Source organism: Streptomyces sp. NPDC001880 (assembly GCF_053594575.1).
In genome coordinates this window covers 1-18128 of record NZ_JBSFET010000065.1, presented here as the reverse complement: position 1 = coordinate 18128, position 18128 = coordinate 1, and the positions used below count along the sequence as shown (strand labels likewise).

General features: G+C 68.7%; 13 protein-coding genes and 3 pseudogenes. 5 read left to right on the top strand and 11 right to left on the bottom strand.

Features of this window, described 5'->3' with window-relative positions; translation table 11 throughout:
* The first annotated feature begins 138 nt into the window (after positions 1-138).
* Positions 139-1017, top strand: coding sequence for a class I SAM-dependent methyltransferase (locus tag ACWCQ6_RS26780; RefSeq protein WP_451093337.1), 879 nt, complete (start codon positions 139-141; stop codon positions 1015-1017).
* 797 nt (positions 1018-1814) lie between these two features.
* Here ACWCQ6_RS26780 and ACWCQ6_RS26775 read toward each other — a convergent pair.
* Positions 1815-3089 carry a sulfite oxidase gene (locus tag ACWCQ6_RS26775; protein WP_451093335.1) on the bottom strand — a complete coding sequence of 425 codons (1275 nt, stop codon included), beginning with the start codon at positions 3087-3089 and terminating at the stop codon, positions 1815-1817.
* Between the two features lie 423 nt (positions 3090-3512).
* On the opposite strand from ACWCQ6_RS26775, the pseudogene ACWCQ6_RS26770 reads away from it, so the two are divergent.
* Positions 3513-4008, top strand: a pseudogene (locus ACWCQ6_RS26770) (IS110 family transposase); the annotation flags it as partial.
* Positions 4009-4259: 251 nt separating this feature from the next.
* Here the strand turns inward: ACWCQ6_RS26770 and ACWCQ6_RS26765 are convergent.
* Positions 4260-5147, bottom strand: a complete 888-nt coding sequence (locus ACWCQ6_RS26765) for a septum formation family protein (RefSeq protein WP_451093333.1) — start codon at positions 5145-5147, stop codon at positions 4260-4262.
* Between the two features lie 285 nt (positions 5148-5432).
* Here ACWCQ6_RS26765 and ACWCQ6_RS26760 point away from each other — a divergent pair, with 285 nt between their 5' ends.
* Positions 5433-5975: a class I SAM-dependent DNA methyltransferase gene (locus ACWCQ6_RS26760; RefSeq protein WP_451093331.1), complete on the top strand. Its 543-nt coding sequence runs from the start codon at positions 5433-5435 to the stop codon at positions 5973-5975.
* Between the two features lie 218 nt (positions 5976-6193).
* On the opposite strand, the gene ACWCQ6_RS26755 is transcribed toward ACWCQ6_RS26760, so the two are convergent.
* The 6 genes from ACWCQ6_RS26755 to ACWCQ6_RS26730 all read right to left on the bottom strand — a co-directional run bounded on the left by ACWCQ6_RS26755 (position 6194) and on the right by ACWCQ6_RS26730 (position 12724).
* Entirely contained in the window at positions 6194-7816 is a 1623-nt protein-coding gene (locus ACWCQ6_RS26755; protein ID WP_451093329.1) for an alpha/beta fold hydrolase, read from the bottom strand.
* Positions 7817-7940: 124 nt separating this feature from the next.
* Positions 7941-8255 (bottom strand): transposase, encoded by a 315-nt coding sequence (locus tag ACWCQ6_RS26750; RefSeq protein WP_451093369.1) that lies wholly within the window; start codon positions 8253-8255, stop codon positions 7941-7943.
* Positions 8256-8649: 394 nt separating this feature from the next.
* Positions 8650-10701: a phosphocholine-specific phospholipase C gene (locus ACWCQ6_RS26745; protein ID WP_451093327.1), complete on the bottom strand. Its 2052-nt coding sequence runs from the start codon at positions 10699-10701 to the stop codon at positions 8650-8652.
* 590 nt (positions 10702-11291) lie between these two features.
* Positions 11292-11798 carry an RICIN domain-containing protein gene (locus ACWCQ6_RS26740; RefSeq protein WP_451093325.1) on the bottom strand — a complete coding sequence of 169 codons (507 nt, stop codon included), beginning with the start codon at positions 11796-11798 and terminating at the stop codon, positions 11292-11294.
* Positions 11799-12004: 206 nt separating this feature from the next.
* Positions 12005-12199, bottom strand: coding sequence for a hypothetical protein (locus ACWCQ6_RS26735; RefSeq protein WP_451093323.1), 195 nt, complete (start codon positions 12197-12199; stop codon positions 12005-12007).
* Between the two features lie 159 nt (positions 12200-12358).
* A complete protein-coding gene (locus tag ACWCQ6_RS26730; RefSeq protein WP_451093321.1) occupies positions 12359-12724 on the bottom strand; it encodes a nuclear transport factor 2 family protein in 366 nt (121 codons plus the stop codon).
* 219 nt (positions 12725-12943) lie between these two features.
* Here ACWCQ6_RS26730 and ACWCQ6_RS26725 point away from each other — a divergent pair, with 219 nt between their 5' ends.
* Positions 12944-13681 (top strand): methyltransferase, encoded by a 738-nt coding sequence (locus tag ACWCQ6_RS26725; RefSeq protein ID WP_451093319.1) that lies wholly within the window; start codon positions 12944-12946, stop codon positions 13679-13681.
* Between the two features lie 49 nt (positions 13682-13730).
* Here ACWCQ6_RS26725 and ACWCQ6_RS26720 read toward each other — a convergent pair whose 3' ends face one another.
* From ACWCQ6_RS26720 to ACWCQ6_RS26710, 3 genes and pseudogenes are all read right to left on the bottom strand, one after another.
* Positions 13731-15056, bottom strand: coding sequence for a condensation domain-containing protein (locus ACWCQ6_RS26720; RefSeq protein WP_451093317.1), 1326 nt, complete (start codon positions 15054-15056; stop codon positions 13731-13733).
* Complete coding sequence (locus ACWCQ6_RS26715) at positions 15046-16803, bottom strand: amino acid adenylation domain-containing protein (protein WP_451093315.1); 1758 nt, start codon at positions 16801-16803, stop codon at positions 15046-15048. The genes ACWCQ6_RS26720 and ACWCQ6_RS26715 overlap by 11 nt, the downstream gene beginning before the upstream one ends.
* A gap of 14 nt (positions 16804-16817) precedes the next feature.
* Positions 16818-18002 (bottom strand): annotated as a pseudogene (locus tag ACWCQ6_RS26710) (AMP-binding protein); the annotation flags it as partial.
* A gap of 36 nt (positions 18003-18038) precedes the next feature.
* Here ACWCQ6_RS26710 and ACWCQ6_RS26705 point away from each other — a divergent pair.
* Positions 18039-18128: pseudogene (locus tag ACWCQ6_RS26705) on the top strand (helix-turn-helix transcriptional regulator); the annotation flags it as partial.

Sequence of the window (18128 nt, the reverse complement as noted above, 5' to 3'; positions counted from 1 at the left end):
GGGCGCGCCGAGGCACACCGAGTTACGCTCCCGCGCGCCCTTCCCTGCGGGTTCACCGGTCCCGCATGCTGAAGGGCGCACGGCGGATGGAGTCGGGCGTGGTGTGTCGGCCCGGACCGGTGCGCGTGGGGAGGCGTCATGGAGCAGGCAGCGGATGAGGGGCCTTCCGTGCAGGAGGTCGGAGCGTGGTACGACCGCTTGGGTGGCCTGTACAGCCTGACGATGGGCGACAGCATGCATCTGGGCATGTGGGATGACGGGGTGCGCCCGAAGCCCGGGCGGGTCCTGTCGGCGGAGGAGACGTGGGAGGAGCTGACAGCGGCGCAGGACCGGTGGACCGATGAACTGATCGGCGAGCTTTCCCTCGGGCCCGGGCAACGGGCGCTGGATGTGGGTTGCGGCACGGGACGGCCCGCGGTGCGTCTCGCCCAGGCCTCCGGCGGGCAGGTCCTTGGTATTACCGCCAGCGGTGCCCAGGTCGAGCAGGCCCGCGATCGGGCCACCCGCGCCGGCGTCGCCGGCCGCACCGAGTTCCTGCAGGCCGATGCGATGAATCTGCCGTTCGAGGACGCTTCGTTCGACGCGGTGTGGGCGATCGAGTCGTTCGCCCACTTCGCCGACCGTCCCCGTGCTCTGCACGAGGCTGGGCGTGTTCTGCGGCCCGGTGGCCGGCTCGTCCTGGCGGACTGCTTCGAACACGTCCCGTTCACCGACCAGGATGTGGCGCTCTTCCGCGCGGGCTTCGCGCTCGCTCGCCTGCCTGGCTCCCTCGACGACTACCCATCCCTCGCCCGGCAGGCCGGCTTCACCATCGACCGTGTACGTGACAGGACCGGTGACTTCACACCTACCTATCATCTGATCCCCCAGATCTTCGCGGCACGTCGCCGACAGATCGAGGAACTCCTGGGCACCGACATCGCCACGCAACTGGAATCGGCCTATCCGCTGATTCTCGGCCTGTGCCGGGACAAGATGGGCTACGTCATGGTCCGTGCCGATAAACCGGCCCCGTGATCACCAGGCTCGCCGACCACCCGTCCTGGCGGCAGACATACATCCTGCTCGCTCCGGTGCGAACCACTGTCGCTGTTCCCGCACATGCGCTCGCTTTCTTGGCCTTCCAAGTGTTGCCCGTGGTGTGAATCGTCGTGGTCGGCGCCCTGTTGCTGTGGGCTTGTGGGCAGAGAACGGGCAGGGGCCGCCCCGGCGGTAATGCGTCCCTGCTTGGGACCGGGGGGCCTTCCCATGGTTCCCATGACGGCGCGGGCCAGGAACCCGTTTGAGCGCTGTCGTGACGGAGTGGGGATCAACCCAGGGGTGGTCAGCTCAGCGTGAAGCTGCGGCTGGTACGACGCGCACGCCACACGGCCCCACACATGGGCGGACTGCGCCCCGGGCCTGTCCACGGAGGGGCCAGGGCGGGCCCTGCGGAAGGTGATACCGCGCCGAACACCTGAGCGTTTCTGGCGATCACGTTGCCCGGGAACGGCAAGGGCGATTGAACTCCGGTTGCCGGTCGCTCTCCTTTCCTGCTTGATCGCGGCGGGAAGAGTCTTGGGTCGTTCCGGTGGGGAACGCCGACGGAGACGAGCGGGGGGGCCGACCGGATCACACCCTTCTCTCGCCGTACAGCCGTGAAGTCCACGCGGTACAGGGCTGTACTGAACGTCCTCGATGCCGCCGCGGCCGCCGCCATCCACATCTGGAAGAAGCAGGCAGGGCCGGCTGACTCATCGTGAGGATGGGGGCCGGCCGCGCACCGGCGACCGGCCTATGCCCGGCCGGGAGTGAACTGCCCGCGTTGATGGTGGTCAGATCACGGTCACCTGGTGCCGCACCACTGCGTCGAAGAGAAAGCCCTGCGTATTGGCCACGGCGGTGTCCGGCTGGGTGTGACCGGCCGTGTCGGTGGCGCGGGCCAGGAGGTGAGTGTCGCCGAGTGTGTCGGGCTTCCAGGTCAGGGACCAGCGGGTCCAGGTGCCAGCACGGGGCCGGTCGTGGAGGCGGGCGGGCCGCCAGCTCGCCCCTCCGTCCGTGCTGACATCGACCCGCGCGATGGCCCCCGCACCCGACCACGACCGGCCGTGCAGCACCTTTCCCTTCCCCACCGTGAACCTCTCCCCGCTCGCAAGCTCGAAGGCACTCCTGACCACCTGCCGGCTCAGCGGCGCGCTGCCCTCCTCCGGGTATGCGGGGCCGAACAGACGGTAGAAGATGGTGTTCCAGGGCGAGTAGAGCGGCTGCGTGGACACCTCGATGTCGCCGACCCACTTGATCGACGCGATCCCCACCCACCACGGCACCAGCACCCGCACCGGATACCCGTGGTCGTACGGAAGCGGTTCGCCGTTCATCTCGTACGCCAGCAGCACATCGTCCAGCGCCTTGGCCAGCGGCAGCGGACGGCGTACCCGCCCGAGGTTCTCGCCGCCGCTGAAGAAATCGGCGTCCAGACCGCGGGGCTGCACATCCATGGCGTACGAGGACAGCCCGGCCTTGCGCAGGACGTCGGCCAGGCGTACCCCGCGCCAGCGCGCGACGCCGATCGCGCCCAGCGTCCACGGGGTGCCTGTGACCTTCTCGCCCTGCTGCGTCGTGAAGTAGCTGCGACCGTTTCCGGCGCACTCGACGAACGCTGTACGGGTCACGGCGGGCAAGGCGCGCAGATCGTCGTACCCGAACTCCACCGGCCTGTCCTCACGGGGCGCGCCACGCAGCCCGCTGCCCCACAGCCTCAGCCGCCAGTCGGCGGCATCCAGGACAGGGGTGGCGGTGTGGTTGCGCACGAAGAACAGTTCGTTGGGGGTGTGGTGGCCCGTTCCGCTTAACGCCTCCCAGCGGGTCTCGGCATTGGTGTCGCGCCGGATGAACCGCTCAGGCGGCAGCGGCTTGACAATCGTGGGATCGGCGGCATGAGCAAGGTACGGCGGCGGGAGCGCGGCCCCGGCGGCGGTCGCGGCGAGCAGGGTCAGCAGCCGGCGGCGGGTGACCCCGTCCGCCCTTGCCTCCCCGGAGAGCCATTGGCTCAGCCTGCGGCGGTCGTACGCGGATTCGTCGTGGTTGCTGGCGGAGACGGGTGAAGGCATGACATTTCCTCGTCGTTGAGACAGCAGACAGACATAGGAGAGGACATTGCGAGCCGACGCACTGGGCGGCGCGCCGGGAAGGCGTCCGAGGTCCGCTGCGCGGGGGCGCGGCGGTGCGCCAGAGGCTCCAACGGCGTCATGCCGGGATGCAAGCACGTGGCACGAGAAGGCGTCAACGGGGCGATCTAGCCCCACTGCCGTGTAGTTGAGGGAGGCCTGCGGCGTCTGCTCGGCTCCGTGATCGAGGGGTGCGCGATGGCGTCGGTGCTGGGAATGCTGGAGGAGCGGGAGACAGCGGCTCGGGTGCGGGTGGAAGGACTGCGCGAAGAAGTCGCGCGGCTGGCTGGGGTGCTGGAGGCGGCGGAGATCAAGCTGTACCGGCGTGTGATCGCGCGGGAGGAAGTGGTAGAGGCCCTGGCGGCGTTCGGCAAGCGGCTGCCCAATACTGAACCTAAGCTCCGCAAGCTGTTCGCGAAACTCCAGGCCAAGCACGGAACCGTGCTGTGGTGGTCGGCCGGCCTCGATCGAGGCCCTGCCGCTGGCCATGGCCCGGGACATGGGCTGCCCGGTCGCCTACCTGCCGGGGCTGACAATGCGGCGGATCGCCGACCTCTACCCCGGCGCGGCCAAGACCGACGCGGAAGACGCGTTCATCATCGCCGACGCCGCCCGCGCGAGGCCCTACACCCTGCACTCGATCGACCTCGACGACGAGACGAGCACCGAGCTGGAGGTGATCGTCGGCTTCGACGACGACCTGGCCGGCGAGGCCATCCGAGTCGCGAACCGGCTCCACGGCCAGCTGACCCAGATCCACCGGTTCTTGGAACGGGTCCTGAGGCCGCGATTGCAGCACCCGGCCGTCCTCACGCTGCTGGAACGGTTCAGGTCACCGGCCCAGATCCGCAAGGCGGGCCGGCCTCGGCCGCGGCAACGCCAGGATCGCCGACGGCCAGGGCGGGGCAACGCCGATCCCACCCGCCCCAGGGCTGGCGAGGGCGGTGTCGCGGTTGCCCCACAGGGACTGAAGGGACCGGGCTGTGGCATCGGGATCCCGGCCGAGAAAGCAGCCGCTCTCGGTGACGGCGGCCCCCTGCGCCACTCAAACAGCGAGGCGCCGCCATCCGGCCAGGTCCTTGACGGACACAGCCCCGCTACTCCGACGGAGCGTCAGCCCGCCCAGACCTCGGCCTCGTCGGCCGGGACGGTGGTGGCCAGGCCCAGTTCCTTGCGGGCGGCAACCGACTTGTTCGGGTCAATGCCGGTGAACGCCGGGTCGTAGGCGATGTAAAAGGCGTCGGCGTCGGCGGCGTTCGCAGCCTTCTTCCAGTTTTTGGCCGCCTTTGTCAGCGTCGCGCGGAGCTTGCCGACCTCGGTGCCCTCGATGTCGTCCAGGCCCTTGACGTGTGCGTCGAGGGCGGCCGCGACGGCCTTGGCCTGCGCCTTGTAGCCGGCCAGGTCGTCCTCGACGGCGTCCTTCTCGGACTGGTTCGCCCACAGGGCCTCGTAGACCGCGTTCGAACCCTTGAGGTACGTGGTCTGCTCGGGCTTGAGGGACTTCGCGGTGCCCAGCGAGCCGCTGAACGTGCCCTTCTCCACGGTGTAGGTGCAGCTCACTGCGCGGTCACCCGTCACCCAGCTCTCCTTGGTCGGGGTGTAGTAGAAGAGGGCGACGCCCTTGGGGAGCGCCCAGGTGTCCGGGGCGTACTTCTGCGCCTCGACCGGGCAGCGGTTGTCCGCGATCGTCGAGACCCCGTCGTCGCCGGGGTACTCCTTGCCCTTGTCGATCGCGAACTCGCCGACGACCTGGCCCTCGTGCGCCTCGTCGCAAGGCACGATCTCGACGGCGTACGCCGTCCCCTCGGCCTTGCCGTTCGGGTTGTAGCAGTCGCCGATGTCCAACGAGAAAACCGAGCGCTGACGAGTCACCTTCTTCGCGCTGTCCTTGGCGCTGTCGACGGCGTCGGAGACGTCCGAGCATCCCACCGCACCGATCGCGAGCAGGGCGGCAACGGCAGATATGCCGCGAAGGGAACGATACGGAGCACTGATTGTCATGACGTGTACATCCTCTTAAGTGATCTTTACGAAGCTCGCGCGCATCGTATGTCATTCCTGTGGCCGGGTTGCACGAAGGCCCGCACCCCATCGCGGCGTCTCTGACTCACGGCGGGCCGCGAGGGTTGTATCCGGGCTCCTCGCAGGTGACCTGCCTCCACCGATCAAGGACGGCGAAACAGCCCCCTGGAGAGCACTTTGTCCCAGATGAGGTGTTTGACTAGAGGCTCTCAGGTGTCGGAGGCCGGGCTACGGTCGGAACGTCGGGTGTGCCACAGTGATCGCATGACGTGGAACGGTGACGAGTACCAGGCCCGGTTCGACTGCATTGCCGCAGAGGGCGGAGACGTTCACGGTGAAGCCGCGCTGGTCCGCTCCTTCGAGCCCACCACCGTCCTCGATGCGGGCTGCGGTACTGGCCGAGTGGCCATCGAGTTGGCCCGCTACGGGATCGCCGTGGTCGGCGTGGACGTCAACGAATCGATGATCACGACCGCCCGGCGTCTGGCGCCGGAAATCCGCTGGCACCAGCACGACCTGGTCGGCCTCGACCTGGGGCTGTCGTTCGACGTCGTGGTGATGGCGGGCAACGTCCCCCTGTTCACCCCGCCGGGAACGGAACCGGCCCTGGTCGCCGGGGTGGCAGGCCACGTCCGTTCGTGCGGCCGCCTTGTTGCGGGGTTCTCCCTGGACCGTGGTTACACGCTGGACGAATACGACGCTCACTGCCGTGCGGCGGGACTCGTCCTTGAAGCCAGATACGCGACCTGGTCTCGAGCCCCTTACACCGACGGGAAGTACGCCGTTTCCGTGCACCGCAGGTGCTGACCGTCCGGCGGCGGCTGCGGAGCCGTCCCCGCCTGCCTCCAGCCGTTCCGCATGAGCCCCGGTTGAACCCGGGAACGACACCCCCGGTTCCTGTGGTCCACAATCGTTGTGCCACCACGGCGAAGTGCTCAGGGCGGTGATACAGGCCATGGACGAGCACCGCGGTGGCCAATGCGCACGCCTCCTCGGGTCGGTGTCAGACGAGTGTCTCAGGGCGCTCAGCCGTACCGCTGCAGCAGTCCGTCCACGTACGCCTCCAGCCGTTCTCCCAGCACATCAGATGTCAGATCGCCCCGCCCCAGTTCACGCCACGGCCCGGCCAGCTTCGCGGCGTCGGGGCAGTAGTGCAGGGCGTCGAGCAGCCGCCAGTACAAGTGGTCGGGGTCGTCGGCGAGGTCGCGGCCACCGTGTGCCTCGTACCGCTCGCGGAACTCCAGCCCGTGCGTCGGCCCGTGCAGCAGTGCGAGGGCTGTCGAGCAGTGCGCCACGTCGAGGTCGGCAGGTCCCCACGAGGTCTCGACCCAGTCCACGACACCGGTGATCCGCAGATTGGGTCCGGCTCCCGTGAAGAGCACGTTTCCAGGGTGGAAATCGCGGTGCAGAAAGCAGCCTTCGTACGGCGGCGGGTCGCGGCGGATCATGTCCACGGCCCGCTCCCACAAGGGACCGCCCGGGGTACGGACACGCTCCGGGGACGTCCACGCCTGGAACGTGCGCGGTCTTTCGGCCGGTACGACGTCGTGGACGCGGACGAGCTGAGCCGCGAGCAGGTCCAGACGCCGGTCGAGGCCGTCCTCGTCCACGCGGACGCGGCCCGGCAGGGCGGACATCAACAGGGTCGGGTGGTCGCAGTGTTCGGCCATGGCATCCGCAGCGACGAACCGGGGCGCCGGGATACCTCCCTGTCCGGCGAGCAGCGCCAGGACGGACGCCTCGCGGGCCAGCAGCCCGCGCCCTGCATGGCGGAAGAACGGCTTCACGAAGGTCCGTTGCACCAGGGCGGAGCCGTCGTCGAGCATGAGCCGGCGCATCTGGGAGCTCCAACCACCGTACAAGAGGCGCAAGTTGACGACCGAGCGGCCGTGGCCGAGCTGCTTGGCCACCCACGCACGCGTGGCCGACCAGCCATGGTCGTCGAGGCCCGTCAGCACCGCATCCACGAACTCCCGCCGGTCGTCGTCGTGATCGTGGAACCACATTCCCAGCTGGTGCTGCGCGTCCGGAAGGTCGAACCGTGTGTACTGGGCGCGCGCGGCCAGCGAGTCCTGTACCGACTCGGTCACCGCGGGCGGTATCACCGCGTCGGTGCCCGGCACAGCGAGCACCGCCCGGCCCTCGTAGGCACGCAGTACCTGAAGCGCGGGCGCCTCCCGCCAGCTCTCCGGCTGCCGGATGATCCCACTGAATCGGCCGTTCCCGTTCTGGAAGGGCACGTCCCACGCCTCGGCGGTGTACACGGCGGGCGCGCACAGCCCCAGCGCCGCCACCCGATCCCCAAAGTGCCGGACAAGATCGGCCACCGTCTGGCCGCTCATACTGAAACCCACCAGGACCAGCGGTCCGTCCGCCCCCGCGTACGCGTCGATCACCGCGACGGCCTGCTCGAACCGTCGCCGCAGGCTCAGCTCACTGAGCTTCCCGGTGCTTTCTCCGTGCCCGGAGAAGTCGAAGGCGATCCCTCGACAGCCGTGGGCCACGAATTCCCTTACCAGCGGGATCAGTCGCTCCATGCTGCTGGTGCCTGCGCCATGCAGCACCACGGCGGTGCCCCCGGAAGGATCACCGCCGTACACACCGCTGAGCCGTTCACCGTCGTGGTCGTGCGTGAAGTCGAAGAGCATGCCCCCTATTCACTCACGCCGTGGCCTTCGTCTTTCGGGAGTGTCACCGCCGGCGTCCGACCTCCGGAGTCATCTTTCGGGGGTGGAACGGTTGGATTGCCGAGGGCGACGGGAGCTCGGCGCGTCAGACGGGCCGCGTCGGTCGTCGCTGCGTCTGACGATCACCAGGACCAGCGCGAGCGCGGCCATGCAGTACTCGATCAAACTGCCGGGTGTAGCCGCCGTCGGCCCACACCAGGGCGGGACGGTGGTGTGCCCCGGCCACCCGCGTGAGCAGGACGTGGGCGGCAGCCCGGTCTCCGGTGTCCGCGGCGGTGACCATCACCCCCGGCAGCGGGCCGGGCGTGTCGACCACGACGTGCCTCTTGCGGCCGTTGACCAGCTTGCCGACGTCGAGGTTTTGATCGGGACCACGGGGGGTGTGGGGTGCTCGAAAGATTCACTGATCGTGCACAACGGGTTGTCTTCCTGGCTCAGGAAGGGGCCCGGATGCTCACCCATCAGGGACTTCGAGAAAGATCACCCTGACGAGCCGAAGTCGGTCTCGTGCTCCAGTGACTGGCTCGGTGCAGCGGACGCGCCTGGGGCGCCGTCCGCGCTCCGTGATCCGGATTCCGGCGTGGAGATGGTGTCCAGGAGGCTGAGCACGCCGGTACATGCCCGGCCGGGTGGCCTCCCACGACGGGTGGCGCGCCCGGCCGGTCAGGGTTCTCCTGCCGGTGTGACTACTCGTGCGTGTGTCCAAGATCTTGGTGATTTCCGGCACGTCGCACTGGTGCCTCGTCACCCTCCGAGGGTGTGCCCCTCCGTCCGCCAGGTGGCGAGTGCAGGTTTCACACGGTTGCGATGCCCGGGTCGCTCACGCCGGCTTGACCGTTCTCGACGTGCCCGGCCATGCGCCGCAGGTATCCGGCGTTGCCCTCGACGACGACCGTCAGGTCGTACCAGCGCTTGGTGGCGCGCAGGTCGATGCTCTGCACGACGGTGGCACCGGTGCGAACCGTGTAGGTTTGGCGCTCGCCGCCGTACGCGTTGGTCACGGTGACGTGCGCGTCGGCGGTCGACGGGTTGGTCAGGGTGAGCTTCAGGTTGCCGGCGTCGTGGCGTGTCGTCACCTCCGGCTCGGCGGCTTTGTTGTTGCCCTTGAAGGTGCGCAGGAAGCCGTTCGGGCCGTGGGCCGTGAGGTCGTAACTTCCGCCGGAGTAAAACGAGTTCCAGCTGTCGGAAACGGTCTTGCCAGCTGCCGCCGTGTACGTCCATGGGCCGTCGGTGCGCTTCTGCGAGCGCACCTGGAAGGCGGCGCCCGCCCGGTCCCCTGCACTGAACGTCAGCTTGTACTTGCCGGTGGTGAGGTCTGCGGCCCCGTCGACGTAGGGGGCGTAAGGGAGCGGGCGGCTCGGCCGCGCGCCGGCCTCTTGCCGGGGCAGGGTGCCCTGGGCGGGCGGCCTCGGTACGTAGCTGTTGTGGCGGTCGCGATCCGGTGGGGCGTAACCCGCGGTGTCCGGCAGGTCAGCCGGGTCTGTGATCTTGAGGGAGAAGTCGAAGGCGGATGTGAGGTCACCGCAGATGGCGCGCCGCCATGGTGAGATGTTGGTCTCCTTCACTCCGAACCGGTTCTCCATGAAGCGCAGGATCGAGGTGTGGTCGAAGGTCTCGGAGCAGACGTATCCGCCAGTGGACCACGGCGAGACAACGATCATCGGGACACGCTGTCCGAGGCCGTAGGGACCTGCGGCGTACCCGATGCTGCCCTTGTAGTGGTCGAGTGTGGTGTCGACGGTGGACAGGCCTTGGCTGGCGGAAGCCGGCGGGTAGGGCGGCACGACGTGGTCGAAGTAGCCGTCGTTCTCATCGTATGTGATGAACAGGGCGGTCCTGCTCCATACGTCGGGGTTCGAGGTGAGCGCGTCAAGGACATGCGATATGTACCAAGCGCCGTAGTTTGCAGGCCAGTTGGGGTGCTCGGAGAACGCTTCAGGGGCGGCGATCCAGGAGATCTGCGGCAACCTTGCTGCCTTGACGTCGGCTTTGAGGATGTCGAAGTATCCGTCTCCCGCCTTGGCGTTCGTGCCGGTGCGGGCCTTTTCGTACAGGGGGTCGCCGGGCTTGGCATTACGGTAGTTGTTGAAGTACAGCAGGGAATTGTCGCCGTAGTTGCCACGGTATGCGTCGTTGATCCAGCCCCAGCCGCCGGCCGCGTCGAGGCCGTCGCCGATGTCCTGGTACACCTTCCAGGAGATGCCTGCCTTCTCAAGGCGTTCGGCGTACGTCGTCCAGCCGTAGCCTGCCTCCTGGTTGCCGAGAACCGGGCCGCCGCCGGTGCCGTCGTTGCCAACGTGTCCGGAGAGCATGTAATAGCGGTTCGGGTCTGTCGCGCCGATGAACGAGCAGTGATAGTTGTCGCAGATGGTGAATTTGTCGGCGAGAGCGTAGTGGAACGGGATGTCGTCCCGTGTCAGGTACGCCATGGTGCCGGTGCCTTTGGCGGGGATCCAGTTGTCGTACTTGCCGTTGTTGAACGCGTTGTGGCCGCCGGCCCAGTCGTGGTCGAGGCCCGCGATGAACTGCATGCCCAGGTTATTGGCGTCCGGGTGGTAGGGCAGGGTTTCCTTGCCGAAGCTTGCCTGGTGCCATACCGGTTTGCCGCTGGGCAGTGTCACCGGGCGGGGGTCTCCGAAGCCCCTGACACCCTTCATCGAGCCGAAGTAATGATCGAAGGAACGGTTCTCCTGCATGAGGACGACGATGTGTTCGATGTCCTGGACGGTTCCGCTGCGGCGCGCCGCGGGGATGGCTGCGGCGCGGTCGATGGAGCCGGACAGGGCGGCGAACCCTGCGGTGGCTCCGGCGATTTGAAGGAAGCGACGCCGATTGATTTCGTTCATGGGTGTGGGGGTCCTCCTGTTGCTTCGATGATGTCCGTCCACGAAGAGGGGCAGACGGAGTATTCAAGAGGACCCCGGCTTGAGGAAAGTGGGCGGAGGTGACGGTCGCGCAAAATGTGGGACGCTGGTGTGCGGGACGTCAGCGCGTCGACAGGGAAGGAAACCGGAGCCCTTCGGCCGCCGTGGCCAGACGCCGATCAAACGTCCGGGACTCTTCCTGAGCTGGATCCTGGTCACCGATCTGACGGTTGACGCTCTGAAGATCGTGCCGCAGCCATGGAACGCGGGGGCTGTCCCCGTTGTCTTGTCGCGCTGTTGCTCTACTCCCGGGCGTCAGTTCAGAGGGAGTGAGTTCGCTCACGGCCGGGGCCATCGCCGGATTGCTGCGGCGGTGATGGTGACGTGGAAGACGTAGCCCAGCTTGTCGTAACAGGTCGGTGTGCCACGAGGGACCATGGAATCGAGTGAGGTGAGAGACCCTCACCGCCGGGTTGTCGCAGCACATGAACAACCCCCTTGTCCGGCCTTCCGCCGGACAAGGGGGTTGTTTCGTCACGCTGCTTCGTACGGGTGGGCCTGGCCGCCCCGCGTCAGCGGACGTCGAACGAGTGGGCGTTGTAGCCGTTGGTAGTGCTGCAGCCGACGACTCGGGCGTAAGCGGGAGCGCCAGCGGTGGAGGGGTTCAGACACAGGTTGTGGGCCTTGTTCTTGAGCTGGTACCGGCTCGGCTTGCTGGCTTCCTCCATGCTGAAGATCTGCTCGTCCCAGCGGGAGTCACACGGGCGCTGCTGGAGGGCTTCGCTAGCGCCTCCGCCGACAGCTGTGACACACATGTCGCTGTTGAGATTGCGCAGCAGGAAGGTGGTGCTGGTGACCGGGTCGATGGCCCACTTCTGGGCCAGGTTGTCGGTGTCGACCTCGTAATGGATCTGGGCGCCGCCGACCGTTGAATTGCCGGCCACTCCGAGGACGTAGCCGGTCTGCCAGTTGCGGACCTTGGTGCCGCTCAGTGGTCCGGTCGCGTCGGCGGTACCCACTCCGAGCACGGTCGCGCTCAGTGCTACGGCGATCGTGGCGCAGGCAGATCGAATGCGCATGAAAAGCTCCTCCACTTCGAAACGATCACGTTGCGTAATCGTTTGAATACGCACAGTACTGCACTGGTTCGGGTGTCCCCCGCCAACGCACCGCAACGATGGAGTGACTCAACTCGTCCGGTCGTCCCGGTAGTGGACCAAGATGCAGCGGCTCCGGGGGGTGACGACGCTGCCGGCGATCCGAGGCGTGGCAAGTCGCCCTGTTCTCATACGGCCGTCTGGCCGTCAGGACTGAGCCATGCCAGGCCCGACCGGGACATGGTGGCGCCCCTGGCGGCCGCGAAAGACTGGCTGCCCACGGCATCGGTTGTCGTCTCGAAGTTGCTGGGCTGTTGGCGCGCGCCGACGGTATCGTCGTACCGGACAGCAGGCTTGACGGTGCCGGTGATGGCGCAGGCCATCGTCGACCACCTGACCTCCAACGGCACCATCATCGGGACCGGCACCGACTCCTGCCGCCTCGCCAGCACCGGGGCGCGCGGAAGAACCCGTCAAGGCCGGCTGACAGCAACGGCCCAGCCTCGGTGGCCGCCGCCTTGCAGGCGGTGGCCACCGACCGCTCAGCTCGTCGTAGTGCCCTGGTGGAAGTACATGCGCCAGCCCACTTCCGTCAGACGCCACATGGAGCTCCGCCGTGCGCGGCGCCCATTGTGGTCAGCAAAGTACGTCAGGTGAACGATGCCGGGAGCGAGCGCGGTACCTGACATCTCGCTGACCTCGACCGGAGCTTCGGGGGCCACCGAACCGTCGCTCGTCACCGTGAGAATCGATGTCGCGTCCCAGCGCCGCCCCGACGCGCCGATCTCAAGGAATTCCGGGTCCAGGAGCTCCAGGACCCGGGCCGGCGAAGCACGCACGTCAGGGTCGAGAAGCCGCATCTCCGCCTCAATGGCCGCTTGAACGGCCCGCTCACTCCCGTCTGCCATGCGCGAACCCTACGGGCGTTCCTCGTGACGTCACAGCGAATAGTTGACGCAACGCAACCAGCGACACCGGCAACGACATCGTTTCTCGTCTTTTCAGCCGTCCGACACCGGCCCTGGAACGCCGTTGACGGGGAATTCAGTGACATGGATGATCCGTTGGAGCCGCGTCGGAGCTCGTGACGCGCGCCCGGCAGGCCGCGAGACCCGACAGGAGTCCTCATGCTCAATGAGTTCAGTTACGACGTGGGGCTGTGGGACATCTCCCGTTTCCGGGAGCGTCCGCCGCAGGACACCTTCACGGTCTTCGACCTCGAATGGCATCTGCTCCCCGACGTGTGGCCGGGAAACGCGGTCGCCACGAAGCTCTTCACGTCCTGGCTGCCCTACGAGGAGGTCGACAGCTTCCTCGAAGTCGGCTGCGGTGCCGGCGTGACGGCCGTCATCGCGGCGATGCGGGGCTGTTCGCGGGTCTGTGCCCTCGACATCAATCCGGCGGCGGCCGACACGGCCGAGCTGAACGCGACGCGGCACGGTGTGGGCGACAAGGTCACCACGCTGACCAGCGATCTGTTCTCCGGGCTCGACGAGGGCACGGTGTTCGACCTGATCTACTGGAATTCGCCGTTCGTCGAGGCGCCGGTCGGGCACGACTACCGAAGTCAGATCGACTACGCGGCCTTCGATTCCGACTACAAGATGCACGGCGCGTTCTTCGCCGGACTCGAACAGCACATGTCCGAGGCCACGCGCGTCTTCCTGGGCTTCAGCGAGACCCTCGGAAACCCGCAGCGACTCCACGAGTTGGCCGCACAGTCGGGATTCACCGCGTCCGTGTACCGCAGGGAGGAGATCGCCCTCCCTGCGGACTACACGGGTCCCCGCAGCGGCGAGGGCGGCTGCCTGACGTCGCTTGTGTATGTGCTCTACGAGTTCCGGCGCACCGCTCCCGCCGCCTGAGGGCCGTCCCCACCCTGGTCGGACAGGACCGTCGCCGTACCGCCTCTGCTCATGCCCAGCTCCCCGGCCTGAGCTGTGGATCGGCGGTGCCCGCGGCGAGGACGGTCCGGAACTGTTCGGCGATGTCCCGTGCTGTCGCCGCCTCGAAGAGGTCGGTGCTGTACTCAAGGCGCCCCGAGCAGCCCGCACCTGAGCGTGTGACGGTCAGGGAGAGGTCGACCTTGGCCGTCGCGGTGTCGCCGAACTCTCCGCGCACCGTGCAGCCAGGAAGCGTGAGGCCACGCCCTGCGCCCTCCTCGTGGGCAACCTCCTGGTAGCCCAGCATGAGTTGGAAGACGGGATTGAAGCCCGGGTCACGTACGGGCTTCAACTCGTCCACGAGCAGGTCGAACGGCACAGCCTGGTGCGCCATCGCACGGCGGCTCTCGTCACGGGCCCGGTGCACAAGCTCCTCGAAGGTGGGCTGCCCCGACACGTCGATGCGGTGGACGAGCGTGTTCACGAACATGCCGATCATCTGGTGGTGGCTCTCGCGCAGCCGGGACGTCACCGGCGCCCCGATCACTGCATCGGGGCCGCCGCCGCGCAACCGCACGAGGGTCGCATACACCGCCAGCAGCACGGCGAACGGCGTCGTCCGGCATGCCTTGGCGAGCGTCGCCATCCGGTCGGTCACCGCCGGTTCCACGGTGAATCCCACATGTCCGCCGAACGTCCCCTGGACGGCGGGGCGCTCGCGGTCGGCCGGGAGGGTCGCGGGGGCGGGGAGTCCGGCGAGGTGGGTGCGCCAGTGCTCGACCAGCGGCCCGGTCCTCGCCTGCGTCAGCCGGCTCGTCTGCCAAGCGGCGAAGTCGGCGTACTGCTCGGCGAGGGGCCGGAGCCCGGACGGCTCCCGCCGTCGTGCCGCCCGGTAGCAGACGGAGAGTTCGTGTTCCAGGATCTCCAGCGACCTTCCGTCGCAGGCGATGTGATGGAGAGTCAGGCAGAGCAGATGCCGGTCGGGGGCGGCGCGCAGGAGCAGCGGCCTGATGACCGGTCCTGCCGCCAGGTCGAATGGCCGCCTGCCCTCCGCGTCGGCGCGGTGGCGCGCCTCGGCGTCCGGGTCCGCGTGGCCCGAGACGTCCACGACGGGGACGTTCACCGTCCCGGCGGGACGGACGGCCTGACGTACGGCGCCCGCCCGCAGCCGGTAGACGGTCCGCAGCACCTCGTGTCTGCGGACCACCTCGCTCAGGGCGCGGTCGAGCGCCTCGATGTCCAGGTCGCCGTCGACGCGGTAGATCAGGGGGACGGTGTAGACGGCCGATCCCGGGTGGAACCGGTCGAGTATCCACACCTTCCGCTGGGCGTGCGAGACCTCGCGGTCATCGCTCACGGGACACCTCGGCGGCCAGCCTGAGCACGGTCGGGTCGTAGAGGAACGCCCCGAGGTCCACATCCGCGTCGAACGTGTCGTTGACCCGTGAAACCAACCGCATGGCGAGCAGCGAGTGCCCGCCCAGCGCGAAGAAGTCGTCGGTCAGGCCGACGGACGCGAGGCCCAGGATGTCGGCGGTGGAGGCCGCGAGGCGGCGTTCGAGGTCGGTGCGGGGCGCTTCGGGTGCTTCGGCACCGGCGTCGGGGGCGGTCACCACAAGCGCCTGGAGGGCGAGACGGTCGACCTTTCCGGCTACGGTCAGCGGCAGTTGGGGCGTGGCGAGGAACGCGGCCGGGATCATCCACTCGGGCAGCACGCCCGCGAGGAACTCGCGCAGTCCGTCGGGTGCGCCGTCGGTCGCGGCGGGCACCACGTGGGCCACCAGGCGCCGGTCGCCGGTTGACTCGTTCACGGTGACCGCCGCCTGGCGGATGCCGGGGTGGGTGGCGAGGACGGCTTCCACCTCGCCGGGCTCTACGCGGTAGCCGCGGATCTTGACCTGGTTGTCGGCGCGGCCGACGAAGTCGAGGGTGCCGTCGGCGCGGGCGCTGACCAGGTCGCCGGTGCGGTACATCACGGCTCGGTCCTCGTCGGCGAAGGGGTCGGGCAGGAAGCGTTCCCGGGTCTCGTCGGGACGTCCCACGTAGCCCCTGCCGACGCCGGGGCCGCCGATGAAGAGTTCTCCGGTGGCGCCGTCGGGCACCGGCTCGAGGTTCTTGTCGAGGACGTAGCAGGAGGTGTTCGCGACGGGTACGCCGATCGGCACGGCCGTCGCGTCGGCGGGGACGGTTTCGACCGGGCCGCGCACCGCGAAGACAGTCGTCTCGGTGGGGCCGTAGCCGTTCACGAAGCGGTCGGGCCGGTCGGCGGGCGCGCCGGAGATGAGCTGGCGGGCCCGGGCCACGTTGAGCACGTCGCCGCCCACGACGAGATTGCGCAGGCCGCCGAAGCTGTCGGGCCGGTCGGCCATGACCTCGGTGAACAGGGCCGAGGTGAGGACCAGGGTGGTGACGCGCTGCGTGTCGAGCGTCCGCTTCAGCTCGCCGGGCGCGAGGACCACCTCGCGAGGGACGACGACGAGGGTGGCACCGTTGAGCAGGGCGCCCCAGACCTCGTAGGTGAAGGCGTCGAAGGACGCGTCGGCCACCTGTGCGATCCGTTCGTCGGGACCGAGCGGGACGACGTCGCCGCCGCAGACGAGCCGCAGCACGGACCGGTGCTCGATCATCACGCCCTTGGGCCTGCCGGTGGACCCCGAGGTGAACAGGACGTATGCGAGGGAGCGCGGCCCCGCCACCGGCTCGACACCGCCGCCCGTGTCCTGCGCGCTGGCCGCCCGGACGTCCTGTGCGCGCAGGACGACGCTCACACCCGCGTCGGCCAGCATGTCCTCCTGGCGGCGGCGCGGGTATCCGGGGTTGACAGGAACGTAGGCGCCCCCGGCCTTGAGGACGGCGAGGAGGGCAGTGATCATCTCGTGGCCGCTGTCGAGGAGGACTCCCACCCGGGTCTCGTCGTCGACGCCCCGTTCGCGCAGCAGGTGGGCGAGCCGGTCGGAGCGCCGATCGAGTTCGGTGTACGTGAGGGAGTGCGCGCCGTCCACGACGGCGACCTTGTCGGGGCGGGCCCGCGTCTGTTCGGCGAAGCGCTCGGGGATGGTCGAGTCCGCGGGGTAGGGGGTCGCGGCGCCACGCAGCAGGCCCATGTCAGCTCCTTCGGTTACTGGTTCGGGTGGTCGCTCCGGTCCCGGTCGGCCGGGGTGGTGAGGGTTGAGGGCGTGCCGGCACGCGCGGCCCGGTCGGCGAGGGCCCGCAGCGACTGCCGGTCGGTCTTGCCGTTGGCGTTGAGGGGCAGAGTCGCCAGGTGCAGGAAGCGCCGCGGTACGAGATGGATGGGGAGACTCGCGCGCAGGGCTCGGACCAGGTCATGGGACGGGACGGCCTCGCCGGTGTAGCAGGCGACCAGTTCGGCGATGTCGTCGCGGCGCACGGAGGTCACGACGACGTCGTGGATCTGAGGCAGTCGGCGCAGGCTTGCCTCCACGTCGCCGGGTTCCACGCGCAGGCCGCGGATCTTCACCTGGTCGTCGAGGCGTCCCAGGTGGACGAGTTGGCCGTTCTCAAGACCGACCCGGTCGCCGGTGCGGAAGAAGTCCTCGGGCCCCGGGCGTCCACCGTCCTCGGGGCCGAGGAAGCGTCCGGTGTCGTCGCGGGGGTCCACGTAGCCGTCGAAGCGCTGGGGTCCGCGTACGCACAGCTCACCGGTGCCGGCGTCGCGCAGCGGCTCCAAATGGTCGAATACCTGGCCGATGGGGACGGTGCCGTTGGAGGTAAGGGGCCAGTGGACGGGGTCGCGGGGCAGCCGGTAGGCGGCGCAGGCGATGGCGGCCTCGCTGGGTCCGTAGGCGTTGTCGATACGGGATCCGGGGGCAACGGCGTGCCAGGCGCGCGCCTGGTCGAGGGTGAACTGCTCGCCACCGAAGACGCTGTAACGCAGGGCAGTGATCGCGCCGGGCGGGGTGGCCGCGGTGGTCGGCCCGGTGGGCAGCCTGCCGAGCTGGGCGCTGACGGAGATGGCGGAGGGCACGGAGAACCAGTGAGTCAGGGCCCGCCCCGCCACGTAGTCGACGGGGCTGAACATCTCGGCGCGGGCGGGCACGACGAGGACTGCGCCGCCGGCCCAGGTGACGAAGAGGTCGAAGACGGACGGGTCGAAGCTCAGGTCGAAGGTGTGCGACATACGGCACCCCGGCCCGACCTCGTACCGGGCGAGGCACTCACGGACGAAGGGCAGGACGTGCCGGTGCCGCAGCGGCATGCCCTTGGGGCGCCCGGTGGTGCCGGAGGTGAACAGGACGTAGGCGGTGGAGTCGGGGTCGGGACGGTACGTCGGCAGCGTGCCGTCCGGTGCGGCGGCGAGGACATCGTCGTCGGTGTGATCGTGTTCGACCGGACCGTCGCCTTCATCCCGGCCAGCGACGACGACCAAGTCGCCCTGGAACTCCGCCACCCCGGGCTCGTGCAGTACCTG

Bases quoted from the DNA above. Each gene is read 5' to 3' on its own strand.
- ACWCQ6_RS26780 (WP_451093337.1), top strand. From the start codon at position 139: ATGGAGCAGGCAGCGGATGAGGGGCCTTCCGTGCAGGAGGTCGGAGCG.
- ACWCQ6_RS26775 (WP_451093335.1), bottom strand. From the start codon at position 3,089: ATGCCTTCACCCGTCTCCGCCAGCAACCACGACGAATCCGCGTACGAC.
- ACWCQ6_RS26765 (WP_451093333.1), bottom strand. From the start codon at position 5,147: ATGACAATCAGTGCTCCGTATCGTTCCCTTCGCGGCATATCTGCCGTT.
- ACWCQ6_RS26760 (WP_451093331.1), top strand. From the start codon at position 5,433: ATGACGTGGAACGGTGACGAGTACCAGGCCCGGTTCGACTGCATTGCC.
- ACWCQ6_RS26755 (WP_451093329.1), bottom strand. From the start codon at position 7,816: ATGCTCTTCGACTTCACGCACGACCACGACGGTGAACGGCTCAGCGGT.
- ACWCQ6_RS26745 (WP_451093327.1), bottom strand. From the start codon at position 10,701: ATGAACGAAATCAATCGGCGTCGCTTCCTTCAAATCGCCGGAGCCACC.
- ACWCQ6_RS26740 (WP_451093325.1), bottom strand. From the start codon at position 11,798: ATGCGCATTCGATCTGCCTGCGCCACGATCGCCGTAGCACTGAGCGCG.
- ACWCQ6_RS26735 (WP_451093323.1), bottom strand. From the start codon at position 12,199: ATGGCCTGCGCCATCACCGGCACCGTCAAGCCTGCTGTCCGGTACGAC.
- ACWCQ6_RS26730 (WP_451093321.1), bottom strand. From the start codon at position 12,724: ATGGCAGACGGGAGTGAGCGGGCCGTTCAAGCGGCCATTGAGGCGGAG.
- ACWCQ6_RS26725 (WP_451093319.1), top strand. From the start codon at position 12,944: ATGCTCAATGAGTTCAGTTACGACGTGGGGCTGTGGGACATCTCCCGT.
- ACWCQ6_RS26715 (WP_451093315.1), bottom strand. From the start codon at position 16,803: ATGGGCCTGCTGCGTGGCGCCGCGACCCCCTACCCCGCGGACTCGACC.